This is a genomic window from Bradyrhizobium sp. WYCCWR15520, from assembly GCF_056174665.1.
In genome coordinates, this window is sequence record NZ_JBWBWM010000023.1 from 1 (window position 1) to 15,630 (window position 15,630).

Sequence of the window (15,630 nt, forward strand, 5' to 3'; positions counted from 1 at the left end):
GGATTTCCTTGATGCGGTCGATCGAGGACAGGATCAGCGTCACGGCTTCGGCCTTGACCGGCATGCCGTCGCGGAATTTGCCCATCAACGTCTCGCCGGCATGGGCGAGCGCTTCCAGCCGCGGCAGACCCAGAAAGCCGCAGGTGCCCTTGATGGTGTGGACCAGGCGGAAGATGTTATCGAGAATCTTCGCGTCGCTCGGGTCCTGCTCGAACCGCACCAACTGATTGTCGACCGTATCCAGGCTCTCGCTGGTCTCTGTCAGGAACTCCCGTAACAGGTCATCCATATGAGCACGCCTTCAAAAAATCCGGATACTGGCCTTCTGCAGAAATAACCCTTCGGATTTCACGGCTACGTTAATTTCACGGTCCGTGCTAATACGGATATGGTGAATATGTCGTGATGAACGGTTGGGGACGGCGGTCCATCGAGACGGTCGACGACATTTGCTAGCCGCGGCGACAAACGGCCAGCGCACCGGATGACGGCCTGGAAACAAAACGGGTGCGAAGGTGGAGCGGATCAGGCTGCGAGCAGTTCGTCTTCACGCTTCACCAGCTTCCTGATTTCCTTGAGCGCTTTGTAGAGTGCGCCTGCGGCCACATGGTTATTGGCGGCGTCGATCGTGAGGCGGTCGCCCGGCCTGGCATCGCGCAGTTCGCGCAAATAGCCCTGATAGGCGGTCCGGTAACGCGAGATGTCGTTCTTCAGATACATGGTCTGAATGCAGAGATAGAGCCGCTTTGCGGGCGTATTGGCTGTCTCGGCGTTGATGGTGTCCCGCTCGCGCAGGATTGGCGCCTCGCCGTCGATCAGGAACGAGGTGCGGGTGCCGGAATTGACGAGAACGGTTTCCCCAATAACGATCCGTTCAAATGGCTTCAGTTCAACGCGTAGCGGCACAATCGTCCCCCGTTCGAAGACGCGCGAGCGGCAGGGCTCACGACGTTTGCGAAACATCGTTCGTGCAAATGCGCGGCGGATACGCCGCCAGACAATACTCAGGAAATTTGGATCGATGGTGGCGGCGGGGTTTTCCCCGCCGCCTTGATCGTTGACGTTACCGTCCCGCTTAGCGCAGAAGCTGCAACACGCTCTGCTGGCTCTGGTTGGCCAGCGCCAGCGCGGACACCGCGATCGACTGGCGGGTCGACAGCGCCTGGCTGTTCGCCGCTTCCTCGTTGGTGTCGGCCAGCGTCAGGTTCGACGAGCCGGTCTGCAGCACGTTGATCAGGTTCTTGTTGAAATCCTGACGGATCTGCACGATCGACAGGTTCGAACCGAAGGCAGAAGCCTGCGCGCGCAGCGTGGACGACGCGCCGTTCAGCGATGTCACGATGTCGTTGATCGCAGCGTTGTCCTTGAAGGCGCCCGAGCTCAGGAGGTCGAGGCCGAGGCCGGCCGGGTTGAAGTTGACGCCCTGGATGCTCAGCGTCGACTTGCCGGTTTCGTTGAAGGTCAGCTTCAGAGTGTCGCCGCCGAGCAGGTTGACGCCGTTGAAGGACGCGTCCTGCGCGGTGGTGGTGATCTGATTGATGATGTTGTTGTACTGGTTGACCAGGTTATCACGGGCCAGCTTGGCATCTGCGTCAACAACCGGAGCCGGAGCCGTGGTGCCGGCAGCGAACGCCTGGCTGGCGCCAACCGCGGAGCCGGTGATCGCACCGATCGTGGCCGAAGCCGCTTCGTTCGTCGTGGTGATCGTCAGCTTGCCGGACACGAAAGTGGCCTGCAGGTTGTTGGCGGCGAGGGCCTCGTTCAGCTCGTTAAGCGAGGAGACGCGGCCGGCACCTTCGCCGAACACGATGTCGGTGGCAATGCCACCGCCTGTCGCACCGATCTTCAGGGTCTTGCCTTCCAGCACGCCCGGGACTTCCGTGCGGGCCTGCGTCACGCCGCCCGCCAGACCGAGCGCGGTGAGAGCTGCAGCGTTGCTGCTGGTGATCGTCAAGTCGCTCAGCGTGCCGGTGTTCAGCGTGATCACGCCGCTGCCGCCGATGGTCGAGGCCGTCGACGAGCCGGTCAGACCGTCGATCTTCGCCAGCAGGCCGGTGACGTCGCTGTCGACCTTGATCTGGTTCGGATCGTTGCCGATCGTGTTCGCGGCCACGAAGGTCAGCGTCTTGCCGTTGACGGTGAGGGTGTCACCGACCGCGAAGGCGTTCGACAGCGAAGGAGCAGTGCCGTCGCCGGCGCCTAGCTTGGTGGTGCCGGCCAGAGCGCCGGCCGTCACGGCGCCACCGGTACGAGTAGCGGTGGCTTGGCCGGCACCGCCGATGCCGAGCTTGGCGAGCACGCCGGCGGAGCCGGTCACGGTGAGATTGGAGGCCGTACCGGACCTCAGAGTGATGATGCCGGCCGTTGCCGTCGAGGCGTTGGCCGGGGTCGCATTGCCCGACAGGGTGTCGATCGCCGCGACCAAGGAGTCGAGCGAGGTATCGATACCCAACGTATAGGCGTTGCCCGAACCGACGAGGCCATTCGCGCCCGCCTGGAACGTGATCGTCTTGCCGTTGACGGTCAGCGTGTCGTTGGCAGCGACCGCAGTGGTGAGGGAGAGGGTCGACAGCAGCGACGCACCGGTCGCGTTGCCCGGAGGGGCGGTCGTCGTGATCTGGGTGCCCGCGGTAGCCGCAGCGCTGGTATACGCAGCGCGCTGCGGAGCGGAAGTACCGGTGAACGCGGCGTTGGTCGGAGCCTGATCGGCGACGAGATTGTCGGCCGTTGCGCCGTCGATCACGACGGAGGTGAACGACGACTTGGTCGAGAAGCCGACCGTGGTCTGCAGCGCCTGATTGGCGACAGACTTGGCGGAGTCGACCAGCTTCTGCAGCGAGGTGATGCCGGTGTTGGCAGCCTGCAGGACCTGCACGCCGTTGCCGATGCCGTCGAGCAGATTGTTGATGTCGCTGGCGCGGCTGTCGAGCGAGGCGGCGGTGAAATAGTTGGTGGGGTTGTCGAGGGCCGTGTTGACCTTCTTGCCCGTGGCAAGGCGATTCTGCGTGGTGGCGAGCAGATCGGCGGTCGACTGCAGCGAGAGGAGGTTCTGGCGAACCGAAGCGGAGAGAACGATACCTGACATAACTCATACCCTTCTGGATGAACACGATTGACGCAACGCCACAAACTTCTTTGGGCGATGCTGCCACACTGGTCCTGCACCGCTACCTGCAGGTTAACGCGCCGATCCGTACGAATACGAAAGGCGAAGAAAACGTTCGCGAATTTCATTTATGGTGAACAGAGTCTTAACCGCGCATAGCGGGGTCTCGTCGCAGCAACGGCTTCAATCGCGGACACGCGATTATTGGGTGCTGGATGAATAAGGTGCTGGATGTCCGCGAGATCTAGCTCGACTGCACGGCGCCGCTGAAACCGGACCGGGCTTCGGCCAAACATTCATTGACGATCGCCAGCAGCGCCCCCGGCGTGAACGGCTTGCGAAGGTAGCGCGCGGCACCGAGTTCGAGCGCCATGCGCAGGAAGTCCGGCGCCGGCGAGTCGAGATTGGCAAAGGCGTATCCGGACATCGCAACCAGGGGAATTTTCGGCGCACGCTCGTGGAATATCCTGATCGATTCGAAGCCGCGCATGTGCGGCATGAAGATATCGACGAGCATCAGGTCGAAGGAGGAATCTTCCAGCGCGCGAAGCCCGGCTTCGCCGCCGTCGGCTATCGTCACCTCAAAGCCGTGACGCTCGAGATAGATCTCGATGGCCGTACAGACCATGGGATCGTCATCGACGATGAGAACGCGAGTCATGTTTAGCCCCCCGGCAGCCGACAATGTACTTTCAGTCCAATAATCCTCAGTCAGAATCGCATTGGGGGCTGTCTGGTTTTCTGTTTGGTGTGAAGTGCCGGCGGCTTCCGCCGCCTCGTCGTGACAGACGAAATCAGCGACCGCCGTGTGGCCTCTCCCTGGCAGTTCAGCCCGTACTCCGCCTCACTCTCGAGATGTTCGGTGGCGCGCTCCCGGCGGCCGCCAGCCTTGCCGTATGTCTTCGACGTTGTTCCGCTTCCGACAGGCACTTGTCGATCACGCCGAGCAGCGTTGCCGGACGAAACGGCTTGCGCCGGTATCGCGCTCCGGCGCCGGATTGCGTTCCCGCAATGGAACCTTCGGTTCCAATCGCGTGGCCGTTTTGTCTTGCGAATCAGCTTGCTACCGCATTTCCGCGGCAAATGGACGGCTCTGTCTGCCCTTTACGGTGTATAAGACTGGTTCCCGCTTCCGGCGGAAACGGAAACTTGTAACCCAGCCTGCCGCACCACAGCCCAGGCCATTGTTGATCCGAAACACCCGGGCCTTCATTGATGCAAACCCGCACGTGCGCGCTCCGCATCGATTGCTTGCAGGTCTTCTTCGCAGTGGAGTTCGCATCGCTGCGTCCACGAACGCCCGTGCATGAATCTACGTTTGCTCGACAGCAGCGTATCGACGATGCGATCATTTGATAGCGACGACCTTGTCGGGAAGATGCCACGCGACGGAGCGTGCGCCCGTCGCGGCATCGGCACGGCCTGCTGCGGCCGACGCTGCAGATTTTTGCGTCATCGACGCGAGGAGCGGCGCGCCTCCAAAATCCTGTCACGGCAGGAGCAGCCCTGGCGACGCGGCATTGGCGCCAAGCCCGTGCGTCCTTTTGGCAATTTTTTCTTGCCAATGAAATATGCAAGGATCATCCTGCATTTCGGACAGTACGCAGCAGAGACCGGCTTGGCCCGTAAGGCAGGAGACTGCTTTGGATTCAGCCCCTCGTTCTCCGAATGGTTTTTTGTCCTCGCTGACCGCGGACGATTTTGAATTGATTCGCCCGCACCTGCGTGCCACGGACCTCAGTCCGGAGACTGTCCTGGTCGAAGTCGACGAAACGCTCAAGCGCGCATATCTTCCGCACAAGGGCGTTATCTCGCTGGTCGTGAATCTGGCGCGCGGCGAGCATGTCCAGGTCGCGATGATCGGCCGCGACAGCATTTTCGGTGCATTCGCTGCGCTTGGCGACGCGGTTGCGCTCAACAGCGCCGTGGTGATGGTGCCCGGCGCCGCCTCGACGATCGATCTCGACCAGCTTCGTTTTGCCGCAGATCAGAGCACAACGTTGCGCACCGCGCTGGTGCGGCACGGCCTCGCCGTCTATGCGCAGATCCAGCAGACTGCAGGCTGCAACGCCTCGCACACGGTGGAATCGCGGCTGGCGCGATGCCTGTTGCACACGCGCGACCTCTCCGGCAGCGACAAGATCGTCCTAACCCAGGAAGCGATGGCCCAGATGATCGGTGCGCGCCGCAACAGCGTTTCGCTGGTGGCCAACACCCTGCAGCAGGCTAACTTCATCCACTACAGCCGCGGGCATATCGAAATCACCAACGTGGACGGCCTGATCAAGACGTCCTGCGAGTGCTACGGGACGGTCAAGGCGCAGTACACGAGGCTGCTGCATCCGCGCACCCACAGCGTAGCCGCATGACCGCTTTCCGCGATCGACGACGGCCGCAGCCCGATCTGTGATACGCATCGCGATACCGTTGCGCGCGATGATTGAGCCATTCCCGCGATACCTCACCGTATTACTACGGCCAATGGCGCCCCTGCGGCTCTCAGCGGGCTTCGAATTAACGCGCTGTTCAACGAGCCCTGATAGTCGTCACGGTGCTGACGGGTGCGGGTTCGAGAAAAGGCAATCGAGACTCTTTCGCGTGCAACGCGCATTCACCTGTGTTCGGCGGCATGTTGCTTGCGCGGAGTACGAACATGGCTTTTGACCTGTCGATGCCGATCCTGGTGGTCGATGACTACAGCACCATGATCCGCATCATCCGTAACCTTCTCAAGCAGCTCGGATTCGAGAATGTCGACGAGGCCAGCGATGGATCGGCCGCGCTCGCCAAGATGCAGACCAAGCGATACGGCCTCGTGATCTCCGACTGGAACATGGAGCCGATGACCGGTTACGACCTGCTCAAGGAAGTCCGCGCCAGCCCTGAATTTTCCAAGACGCCTTTCATCATGATCACGGCGGAATCCAAGACCGAAAACGTCATCGCCGCGAAGAAGGCCGGCGTCAACAATTACATCGTGAAGCCGTTCAACGCCGCGACGCTGAAGACCAAGATGGAAGCGGTATTCCCGGACGCCGCCGGCTGACATCGTCCCGAAAGGCGCCGCCAACCGCAAGGCCGCGCCTGCCTCCGGTCATCCTCCTCGACGCCCGATGCGACGACATGCATGCGGCGCTCCTCACGAGAATTGCTTTCGACAACCGGACCGGCTTGCTCCGCGCCGCGGATGCGCGAGCTGGCCGTACTTCTACGGTTAGAGATTTTCACCTCCGGATAACGTTGACTGAGGATAGTTGCGTGGATCAAGGGAGTCCCCTCATGTTCACGTTTGAAACGAGCGATCGGAAAGAAGTGCGGCGTTTCCGTATCGCGCAGTTCAATGGCAGAACCGCCACCGTGCGTTCGGGCGGATCGGCAGTCACCGGCCACGTTCGATCCATCGTGGAAAGCAAGTCGAGTGTGCCGGCGGCGTGGACCATCACGATCATCCCGGAAGAGCCGAGGCCGACGGTCTCGATGCGGCCCGCGCCCCGCGGTCGACCCCTCATGGAAGATTTCTGCTGAACGGCAGAACGGGCGATCCTGCGAAGATCGCCGGCATGCCCGCGGCCCCACATCGATAGCTTGACGCTGCGCGCTCAGCCGCACATCACAGATATTGCTTCGGGAAGGATCAGGCGGGCTGCAGCAGCGCCTTGCGAACCAGATCCGCGGTATTGCGGGCGCCAAGCTTGCGCATGACCTCGGCGCGATGGCTCTCAAACGTCCTTGGGCTGATGTTCATGCGCAAGGCGCCCTGCTTGTTGGAGCAACCCTCGCTGATCAGGCTGAGCACCTCGCGCTCGCGCTTGGTCAGCGGCTTCTGGCCGGACTCCGGGGCGAGCACCAGGCCCGGCTTTCGGCTGCCATCCGCCGGCCGACCGGCGTGCCCCTCGCCGGCCTGCTTGCAAAGGGCATCGGAGACCGCCGCTGGATGACTGTCCGATATCTGCTTCACCAGAGCGCAGACACGTTCGGTTTGCTGAAGCGCGTTCTCCACCACCTGCTGCAGATAGAGCCGGGTGCCGGGGGTCTGCGAAAACTGATGGCTGTGCTGCTTGATCTCATTCATGTAGAGCAGCAACGCCGTCAGCGGCCCGTTCAACTGCCGGGCAATCGCCGCTCCTGCCTCGTCCGCGGCCCGCGCGCGCGCGACGGACAGTTGGACGATGTCAGGATTCTCGTCGAGAGGCGTGACGCTTTCCATCCACTTCATGAAGTGCGAATCAGAGGCTCGATGGTCTTGTCCTGACATATAACTATTTTATCGGTTCCACCCTTTATCATGGTTAATTTCGCATACGGTAAGAATACGGAGAGAACCGCCGGCTCACCCTGATAACCGGCCGAAATTCGCCGAAAGTCGCTCAAAGTTGGAAGCAAACTTGACTTTTTTGACCCAAGCGAACAAATCGCGGTTAAGCATTGCGTCCGTTTTGCTCCGTATTTTCACGGTAGCTGCATTTACTTTGTTAATAGATCACAACCGACTCCCTCCGATTTTTCCGACCTCTCGACGCCCCAGGATCCGCGCCGGCTCGGGGCGGCCACGTTTCGTCACGGATGAGCGTAGGCCCTGTCGTGCAGGCGTGAATGGCCTTCACAACCGCGCCGCGAAGCCACTGCTTATGGTATCCATTTTGATCGATTCCGATTTACAGGCTGCGGCAGCCTCGCAATGATCGAGGCTCAAAATCATCCCGCAACGAATCCAAAAAGGAGACGGCGATGTCGCAAGCAAAGGGATCGTGGATGAGAATGGCCGTGCTGGCCGGTGCCCTGGCGTTCAACTCGGGCGTAGCGGCACAGACCGCGCCTGCACCGGCGGAGAATGCGCCGCCGACGGCCGACAACGCCGTGATGCTCACCGTCTTCCTGAAGCACGACCAGTCGCGCCCCTTAAGCGAGCTCAATGCGCAGTTGCAGCGCCAGGGCTACTACAAGGCCTTCCCCCCCACGGCGTCGAAGTGGTGAGCTGGTACGTCATGATGGGCATCGGGCAGGTGGTGACGCTGCGGCTGCCGGCGTCGCGGCTGCGCGAGGTCAACCGCATCCTCGAGAACACCGCCTGGGGCAGCTATCGCACCGAGTTCTATCCGACCTATGATTACAAGGCGATCGGCGTAGCGGCACACGAAAAGGCGCAGCAGCAATAGGCGTCAGGCCGTCAACAGTGCCTTCCGCTTGCGAACCCGCGCGATGGATTGCTCTATCGCCGACGTGGACAGGATTCCGTCGCGCAGGCTTTCACCGATGTACTCGGCGACTGCGGCCATCTCCTGTTCCTGATCGAGCAGGTTGTTGCCGATGCAGAGCATGTCCATGCCCGCTTTGAGCGATTGCAGGCTGGCTTCTTTCGTGCCCAGAGCCTTCTGCAATCCCTGCATCTGCATGTCGTCGGTGATCAGGAGCGAATCCGGAAGGCGCTTGCGCAAGCGACCAAGCCCTGCCGCCGACAGGGTCATCGGGCGTTCCCGATCCCATTGCCTGACGATCGCATGGCTGACCAGCACCGCATCGCCGAACATTTTTGATGCGAGCGAATAGAACAGCTCTTCCTGCTCCGGTCGCAGTGCATCCGAAATATCCATGAACTCCTGATGCGAATCCACCATCGCGCCGCCGATGCCGGGAAAATGCTTGAGGCACAGGCCGATGCGCTGCGCCCGCGCCACCTCGCTAACCAGCAACGCATTGGCTTCCACCTCGGCGATATCTGCGGAGTAGGAACGCTTGATCCTGCCGATATTTGGATTGTCGGGGTTGTAGTCGACGTCGATGACAGGCGCGAAATCATAGTGAATGCCGAGCCGCCGCATCTCGGCAAAGCTCGTGGTGAGGATCGCGCGCTTTCGATCCGGCGCGAGATGGTTGAACTCCTTCGCGCTCGGCAATGGCGCAAAGCCGCGGCCCTCCTTCAGCCGCCGCACCAGGCCGCCCTCCTGATCGATGAACACCATCGGCGCAAAAGGAAGCGCTGATATCTCCGCGCAGAGGCGCCGCACTTGCTCCCGTGAATCGATGTTGTTGTCGTATGCTCGCGTCTGGCAGGAATAGTCGAACAGGATCACACCGCCGAGGCCGTAGCGCACCGCGAATTGCTTCAGCCAGTCCGGAACGATCTTGCCGAAGAAGCCGAGGATGAAGAGCTCGCCGACGGGCATGGTGATAGCCTCAACTATCATGTTTCGGTTTGGCAAACTCCAGCAAATGACCGGACCACGCAATGAGATGGGTCACGCCATCTGAGTGACGCTGATCACATCTTATCGCAACCGGCGCGTCCAGGGTGGAGCATCGCAGGGCGATTCCGCGCTGCATACCCAGGAGACCCCCATGACGAGCATCAAGAAAATCATTCCGGCTGCTATCGCTGCCCTGGCGCTGACCTCGGCGTCTCTGACTTTATCGAGCCAGGCCTTCGCCGGCGGGCACCGGCATGGCCATCACGGGCACGGCCATGGCCACCACGGTCATCACCACGGTCATGGCCATGGCTTTTTTGGGCACGGCCATCACCATCACCACCACCACCGCCCTCACTTCCACGTTTATAACAGCTGCTGGAAGTGGAGCCCCTACGGCCCGATCAATGTCTGCTACCGCTATTGATTCGAGACGAAGAAAAACCTCGCCCGGGCCGAACGCTCGGGCGAGTTTTACCGCTATTGATTCGAGACGAAGAAAAACCTCGCCCGGGCCGAACGCTCGGGCGAGTTTGGTGTGAAGCCCGGCATTATCAAACAATCGTGCACGGATCCCCACTTGAAGTGATTGGCTCTTGCGCTGCGGTTTTCTAGCTTTGCCATGCGTGGGCTTCCGACAGGCAGCTTCAGATCGCCCGTTGATTTGCCCGCGTGTGGCAATCTCGCATGCAGGTCCGGATGACGGCGGGTTCAACGAGATCGTGGCTTTGCCGCTCAGGCGCAGTTCTATGCCTCTCGCTTTTATTTCTGCTCGGCGGAGCGCGAGTCATTCGCGCGGATCCTGAAATGGACGCGCACGTAAGAGAGATCGTGACGGAGAACCTTGCTCCGCTGACGACGGCCGACCATCCAGGCGGCGTCGCGGCGGCCGCTTACGTCGCCGGTCGGATACAGTTCTTCAATTTTGGCTTTGCTGATGAGGCCGAGAAACGGCCCGTCACGTCGGACACGCTGTTCAATGTCGCGTCGGTTCGAAAGCTGTTTGAGGCCACACTGCTCGCGCTCGGCGTGCTCCGCGGCGAATTAAGGTTGGACGACCCCGTCAACAAATTCGTCCCCGAATTGCGCGGCGACTATATCAGTCGGGTCACCCTTGGCCAGCTCGCTGCCCACACATCCGGTCTCTTGCTGGCGACGGATCATCCGCCGTGGCCAAACGCCTCGTACTCCCAGGCTGAATTCATCGACATGCTCAACGCCTGGACGCCGCACGCCGGCGAGAAGCCCGGCAAGCAGCGCATCTATACTCACGCGGGTTACGTCCTGCTCCAGCTGGCACTCGAGCGTCGCTATGGTGTTCCGATCCGACAACTTGTCGAAAGCCGTATTTTGATGCCGCTCGGCATGCATTCCACGCTGATGCCGGAACGCGGGCGGGACAACCGTGCGATCATGGCTCCGGAACGATTGCAGAAAACCGTCCAGGGTTACTCCGACCAGGGCACGCCGATCGGCGCTCCCGGAAACCAGCAGAGCTATTTCGATTTTCCCGGCACCGGACAGATGTTCTCCACTGCCCGGGACCTCGCCACCTTCATGGCTGCCTGCATCGACGGCAACGCGGCCGACCCGCAATTGCGCGAGGCCTTGCGAATGACCCAGCGCGAGGCGTTCCATATTGACCAGCAGTTCGGCCAAGCGATGGCCTGGGAAAATCGGCCTCAACAATGCGTCAGCCTATGTAGGCCTGGTGCCGGGGAGAAGGATCGGTTTGCTTCTCCTGGCGAACCGCGGCGAATTTTCTCATGAGATCGGCCGCTATCACATCCTCCCGGCGTTAGCGCGATAGCGGGCTGAGGGTCTCGATCGAGCGGCCCGGAAGGCAGCAGGCCCCTCTGCGCGGCTTGAACGTGGGACCGCCAGGCCTCGGCGATTGCACGCGCCGCGAATCGGGTTCCGGAGGCAGCAAGCGCATTATGTGACAGGCCGCACATTTGTCGGCGCGCAAGTGAGCTAGGCTTCAGTTCACGAGAGGCGCTGTGGGGGGACGTCCCGCGCTAGCCGCTCGACGACTTTCCGGCGTGACACAACAAAGCTGAAAGCGTGTACGATGCAGCGCATCTCCAGTTTCCGATCGATCAACCCGCTGGCAACCCGATCATTGCGGCCACGATCTCGTTACGCGATTTCGAAGGCCATGAAACGGGCGGTCGTCGTTGCTGCCTGCTGCCTCACTGTGCTGACCGGCCTCCGCACTGCTGCTGCCGACTCCGCGTCCGATCGGGAAATGGCCAATCGCTACGAGCAGGCGGCGCAGGCGGGCGATGACGAGGCGCAGTTCTATCTCGGTGCGCTCTATTCAGCGGGCGTCGGCCGCTCGCGCAGCGACCAGGAAGCATTTCGCTGGTTCTCACGCGCGACCGATCAGGGACATGCCCATGCCATGTTGATCGTTGCCGGCCTCCACGCCAGCGGGCGCGGCACACCGAAGGACAATGTAAAGGCCTATAGCTGGGCCCATATCGTAGCCTCTGCGAGCAAGCTCGACGAGGACCGCAACGGCGCGCGGCAACTGATGTCGCTGCTGATGAAGAAGATGACGAGCGACGAGATCGGCCGTGCTGTGGTGGCCGCAAGAGCCTGGCGCGCCGTCCGGGTCGCCGGCATGACCAGGGATTCGGTCAAGGCTTCGAACAAGGCTTCGATTATCGAAAGAGCTGCAGACGACCAGCCGGACCCACCCGCGACGGCTGCGCCTTCACCGGTACCGGTACCTGCACCCGCGGCCGTGCAGCCAGCGCCCGCAGCCGCGCCGGCGGCGGCGATCGCACAGCCGGCGCCATCCAACGTCACGGTATTGCCGGCATCACCCAAGGTCTCGTCGGCGGCTCCCGCGAAGAACGCAAAGAGAGACGATGTTCGTGATCTGATGGACCAGGTTCCCACGGGCCTGCGCAAGCGGTTCGGCTTCTGACTCACAGGACGCGCCATGAAATTGAAGCATCTCATCGCCACCGGCATTCTGACTATCACTGCGGCAGGGGTCGGCCATTACGCCTATTCCCATTTCCTTCATGCGCCACTGGTGACCACCAGCATTGCGAGCCTCGCGCCGGTTTCCGAAGCCGTTTACGGAACCGGCATCGTCGAGCCCGAGCGCTGGGCCAAGGTGGTGCCGCTGCAGCGCCGCCGGCTGGTCGAGCTGTGCCGATGCGAGGGACAGGTGGTCAAGTCCGGCCAGATCCTCGGCCGCCAGGACGACGCCGAGGAGCGCAGCGCGCTGGATCAGATGGAAATCAATCGGGGCCAACTCGAGCGTGATCTGGCGCGTGCCGAAAAGGATCGCGACAAGAACGACGCCACGCGCACCGAATACGAGCAGCGCTGGACCAAGCTCGAGGAAGCAAAATCGCGGATCGCGGCACAGAAGGTGCGGCTCGATTCGATGGTGCTGAGAGCTCCGCTCGACGGCATGGTGCTGCGGCGCGACGGCGAGGTCGGCGAGATCGCCGGCCCCACCGATGTCTTGTTCGTGGTGGGGCCGCCTGCTCCGATGCAGGTCGTTGCCGAGATCAATGAGGAGGAAATCAACCGCCTTGCGGCCGGTCAGAAGGCTTTTCTGCGAAGCGAGGCTTTCCCAGGAAGAGCCCTGCGCGCCGCGGTCTCCCAGATCACGCCCAAGGGCGACCCGACCCGCAAGACCTTCCGCGTCTATCTGCGGCTGCCGCAGGATACGCCGCTGCGGATCGGCATGTCGGTTGAGGTCAACATCATCTTCCGCGAGAAGCAGGCGGCCATGGTCGTGCCGGCAGAAGCCGTTGCGGGCGATGCGGTGCAGATGGTCGATGACGGCCGGGTCAAACGCGTGCCGGTGAAAGTCGGCATCCGCGGCAACCGCAACATCGAGATCATCGGCGACGTATCCAGGGGCACCCCGGTGCTTTCGCCCGCACGCGTGGACCTTGCTGACGGCGCCAGGATTCGCATCGACAACAGCTTGACCAGAGCCGTGGAGCCCGCGCCCGCGAGTGAACCGGCCGACCAGCCCGATGCAGCACCCGCCACTGCGGCTGTAGCCGTGGCGAATACAGGTCGGTCGGACCCCGATGACGCGGTGATTTCGGCAGCCATGACCGCCCACATCGACTCTGTCGTCAACGACGCCCGTCGCAACATGATCAGCAACAGCCGGTAACCGCCGTGAAGCTTCTGTTCAACATCGCATGGACGCATGTCACCACCCGGGTGCGGCAGACTCTCGTGGGCATGGCGGGCGTATCCATGGGCGTCGGCTTCACCATCATGATGGCCGGCCTGATGCAGGGGTCGCAGATCGACTTCCTGCGGCAGCTCGTCGACACCATGCCGCATGTCACGGTCGAGGATGAGCGGCGGTCCGTGCCGACGCAGCCCGCCGAGCAGGAATATGCAGCGGTGCAAATGGCCGACATCGCCAATGTCGGCAAACGTCCCGGCATCAAATATCCTGAGACGGTGATGGGCTCGCTGCGCTCCTGGATACCCGGCAACGTGGCACCCTCGGTGAAGACCACCGCGATCATCGATCACGGCGGCGCGCGCATCGGTATCACCCTGACCGGCATCGACCCCCGCCGCGAGGTTCATGTCTCGAAACTCGCCTCGCAAATGCGCGAGGGCAAGCTTGACGACCTCTCACGCGCGCCGAACGGCATCATCGTCGGCGAGGCACTGGCCGAGAAACTCGGCGTGAAAGCCGGCAACACCGTCCTCCTGGTCGGCGGCCAGGGTATCCAGTTGAATTCGACGGTGGCCGGGGTGTTTCGCTCCGGCTTGAAGCGCGTCGACGAGAGCCAGATCTATTCGCTGGCCGGGACGGCGCAGGTCATGATGGGACAAAGCGGCGTCGTCAACCAGCTGCGACTGCGGTTGAACGATCCCATGGCGGCGCAAAAGGTCGCGGCCCAGGTCGAGGCGCAGACCGGCTACAAGGCGGTATCCTGGCAGGAAGCCAATGCCGACCTGCTGTCGACCTTCACCGTGCGCGATTTCATCGTGCTCACCGTGATGGGCGCGATGCTGCTGACATCGTCCTTTGCCACCTACAACATCATCTCGACGATCACGCATGAGAAGCGCCAGGATATCGCGATCATGAAATCGGTCGGCATGCGCGAGTATGCGGTGCGACGGATTTTCATCATCGAATCCATCATCATCGGCGTGGTCGGGATCCTGTTCGGATGGGTCCTCGGTTACCTGCTCTGCTATGGCTGGTCGAAGATCACGATCTTCAATCCGCTGACCGGCACGACCGTTCCGCTGCAGATCTACTACTCGGCGATGCACTATGTGGTCGCCGGTGGCATATCCCTGCTCTGCTGCGCCGGCGCGGCCTATTTCCCGGCACGCAAGGCGACGCGGGTTCATCCAGTTGAAATCATCCGGGGAGCGTCATGACCGAAGTTGCTTTGCAGGCGGTGGAGTTGGTCCGTCGCATCGAAGGCGATGTTTCGCACACCCTCGTCAACGGCATCGATCTTGCGGTGAACAAGGGCGAATTCGTCGCCATTACCGGCCCGTCGGGATCAGGCAAATCGTCCCTGCTTTATCTGCTGGGCCTGCTCGATGCTCCCAGCGAAGGCGAGGTGATGATCTGCGGCCAGCCGACTTCAAAACTGTCGGAATCGGAGCGCGCCGACGTCCGCCTGACCAAATGCGGCTTCGTGTTCCAGTTTCACTTCCTGCTGCCGGAGTTCACCTCGCTCGACAATGTGCTGCTGCCGATGCGCGCCGCGGGCGTGATGGCCGAAGGCGAGATGCGCGAGCGCGGCCTTGCGCTGCTCGGCTCGCTCGGGCTTGCCGAGCACGCCAACAAGCGTCCCAACCAGCTCTCCGGCGGCCAGCGCCAGCGCGTCGCGATCGCCCGTGCGCTGGCCAACCGCCCCGAGATCATCGTCGCCGACGAGCCGACCGGCGCGCTCGACACCAAATCGACGGAACAGGTGTTCTCGATCCTCCGCGACATCGCCGACAACGGCCAGACCGTGATCGTGGTGACCCACGACCCGGCGCTCGCCGCCCGCGCTGACCGCCGCGTCCATATCGTCGACGGCAAGATCGCCGAGATTACAGAGCGGGGCGGAGCCGAGCTGCTTTCACCTTCCATCGCGCCGTGTGAAATCTCGCACGCTTGAATAGGGAGCCGTCGACGAGAAGTCGAGGCTGCTGCTCACTTACGCAATCGTCTAGCCTCTGCCGAGCTTCGCTTGGCGGAGGAGCTCTCGGCGTTTTCGGCAAACGCGCCCGCACGAGCGGTGCTGATCTGCGCGCTGTTGCGGCTTTTGTTCATGCTGACATGCGCGGGGCACAGCTGCTGTTGCAGCTGCGCCCCGTTGC

The 15,630-nt window shown here is 62.1% G+C and carries 16 protein-coding genes and 1 pseudogene; 10 read left to right on the forward strand and 7 right to left on the reverse strand.

Annotation, left to right across the window (positions count from 1 at the left end; translation table 11 throughout):
• The 4 genes from AC0QUY_RS25220 to AC0QUY_RS25235 form a co-directional block, all read right to left on the reverse strand.
• The coding region (locus AC0QUY_RS25220; RefSeq protein ID WP_475388912.1) for an Hpt domain-containing protein at positions 1-289 on the reverse strand (289 nt) is incomplete at its 3' end.
• A 236-nt stretch (positions 290-525) separates the two neighbouring features.
• Positions 526-906, reverse strand: a complete 381-nt coding sequence (gene flbT, locus AC0QUY_RS25225) for a flagellar biosynthesis repressor FlbT (protein WP_475388914.1) — start codon at positions 904-906, stop codon at positions 526-528.
• A gap of 169 nt (positions 907-1,075) precedes the next feature.
• A complete protein-coding gene (locus AC0QUY_RS25230) occupies positions 1,076-3,085 on the reverse strand; it encodes a flagellin N-terminal helical domain-containing protein (RefSeq protein WP_475388915.1) in 2,010 nt (669 codons plus the stop codon).
• Positions 3,086-3,350: 265 nt separating this feature from the next.
• Positions 3,351-3,767, reverse strand: coding sequence for a response regulator (locus tag AC0QUY_RS25235; protein ID WP_475388916.1), 417 nt, complete (start codon positions 3,765-3,767; stop codon positions 3,351-3,353).
• Positions 3,768-4,412: 645 nt separating this feature from the next.
• On the opposite strand from AC0QUY_RS25235, the gene AC0QUY_RS25240 reads away from it, so the two are divergent.
• The 4 genes from AC0QUY_RS25240 to AC0QUY_RS25255 all read left to right on the forward strand — a co-directional run bounded on the left by AC0QUY_RS25240 (position 4,413) and on the right by AC0QUY_RS25255 (position 6,631).
• A complete protein-coding gene (locus AC0QUY_RS25240; RefSeq protein WP_246738792.1) occupies positions 4,413-4,811 on the forward strand; it encodes a hypothetical protein in 399 nt (132 codons plus the stop codon).
• A 1-nt stretch (position 4,812) separates the two neighbouring features.
• Positions 4,813-5,475 carry a Crp/Fnr family transcriptional regulator gene (locus AC0QUY_RS25245; protein WP_371419379.1) on the forward strand — a complete coding sequence of 221 codons (663 nt, stop codon included), beginning with the start codon at positions 4,813-4,815 and terminating at the stop codon, positions 5,473-5,475.
• A gap of 284 nt (positions 5,476-5,759) precedes the next feature.
• Positions 5,760-6,152 (forward strand): response regulator, encoded by a 393-nt coding sequence (locus AC0QUY_RS25250; protein WP_057838002.1) that lies wholly within the window; start codon positions 5,760-5,762, stop codon positions 6,150-6,152.
• 233 nt (positions 6,153-6,385) lie between these two features.
• A complete protein-coding gene (locus AC0QUY_RS25255) occupies positions 6,386-6,631 on the forward strand; it encodes a hypothetical protein (RefSeq protein WP_161850750.1) in 246 nt (81 codons plus the stop codon).
• A gap of 109 nt (positions 6,632-6,740) precedes the next feature.
• On the opposite strand, the gene AC0QUY_RS25260 is transcribed toward AC0QUY_RS25255, so the two are convergent.
• Positions 6,741-7,361 (reverse strand): response regulator transcription factor, encoded by a 621-nt coding sequence (locus AC0QUY_RS25260; protein ID WP_475388917.1) that lies wholly within the window; start codon positions 7,359-7,361, stop codon positions 6,741-6,743.
• A 497-nt stretch (positions 7,362-7,858) separates the two neighbouring features.
• On the opposite strand from AC0QUY_RS25260, the pseudogene AC0QUY_RS25265 reads away from it, so the two are divergent.
• Positions 7,859-8,262 (forward strand): annotated as a pseudogene (locus AC0QUY_RS25265) (hypothetical protein).
• A 3-nt stretch (positions 8,263-8,265) separates the two neighbouring features.
• Here AC0QUY_RS25265 and AC0QUY_RS25270 read toward each other — a convergent pair.
• Together AC0QUY_RS25270 and AC0QUY_RS25275 are read right to left on the reverse strand one after the other, a co-directional pair.
• Positions 8,266-9,270 carry a glycoside hydrolase family 3 N-terminal domain-containing protein gene (locus AC0QUY_RS25270; protein WP_475388918.1) on the reverse strand — a complete coding sequence of 335 codons (1,005 nt, stop codon included), beginning with the start codon at positions 9,268-9,270 and terminating at the stop codon, positions 8,266-8,268.
• Between the two features lie 241 nt (positions 9,271-9,511).
• Positions 9,512-9,853 (reverse strand): hypothetical protein, encoded by a 342-nt coding sequence (locus AC0QUY_RS25275; RefSeq protein WP_475388919.1) that lies wholly within the window; start codon positions 9,851-9,853, stop codon positions 9,512-9,514.
• Between the two features lie 125 nt (positions 9,854-9,978).
• Between AC0QUY_RS25275 and AC0QUY_RS25280 the strand changes: the two genes are divergently transcribed.
• The 5 genes from AC0QUY_RS25280 to AC0QUY_RS25300 all read left to right on the forward strand — a co-directional run bounded on the left by AC0QUY_RS25280 (position 9,979) and on the right by AC0QUY_RS25300 (position 15,428).
• Positions 9,979-11,061, forward strand: a complete 1,083-nt coding sequence (locus AC0QUY_RS25280) for a serine hydrolase (protein ID WP_475388920.1) — start codon at positions 9,979-9,981, stop codon at positions 11,059-11,061.
• Between the two features lie 388 nt (positions 11,062-11,449).
• Entirely contained in the window at positions 11,450-12,226 is a 777-nt protein-coding gene (locus AC0QUY_RS25285) for a tetratricopeptide repeat protein (RefSeq protein ID WP_475388922.1), read from the forward strand.
• A gap of 15 nt (positions 12,227-12,241) precedes the next feature.
• Positions 12,242-13,447: an efflux RND transporter periplasmic adaptor subunit gene (locus AC0QUY_RS25290; protein WP_475388923.1), complete on the forward strand. Its 1,206-nt coding sequence runs from the start codon at positions 12,242-12,244 to the stop codon at positions 13,445-13,447.
• 5 nt (positions 13,448-13,452) lie between these two features.
• Positions 13,453-14,691, forward strand: coding sequence for an ABC transporter permease (locus AC0QUY_RS25295; RefSeq protein ID WP_475388926.1), 1,239 nt, complete (start codon positions 13,453-13,455; stop codon positions 14,689-14,691).
• Positions 14,688-15,428, forward strand: a complete 741-nt coding sequence (locus tag AC0QUY_RS25300; RefSeq protein WP_475388927.1) for an ABC transporter ATP-binding protein — start codon at positions 14,688-14,690, stop codon at positions 15,426-15,428. The genes AC0QUY_RS25295 and AC0QUY_RS25300 overlap by 4 nt, the downstream gene beginning before the upstream one ends.
• Positions 15,429-15,630: the final 202 nt, after the last annotated feature.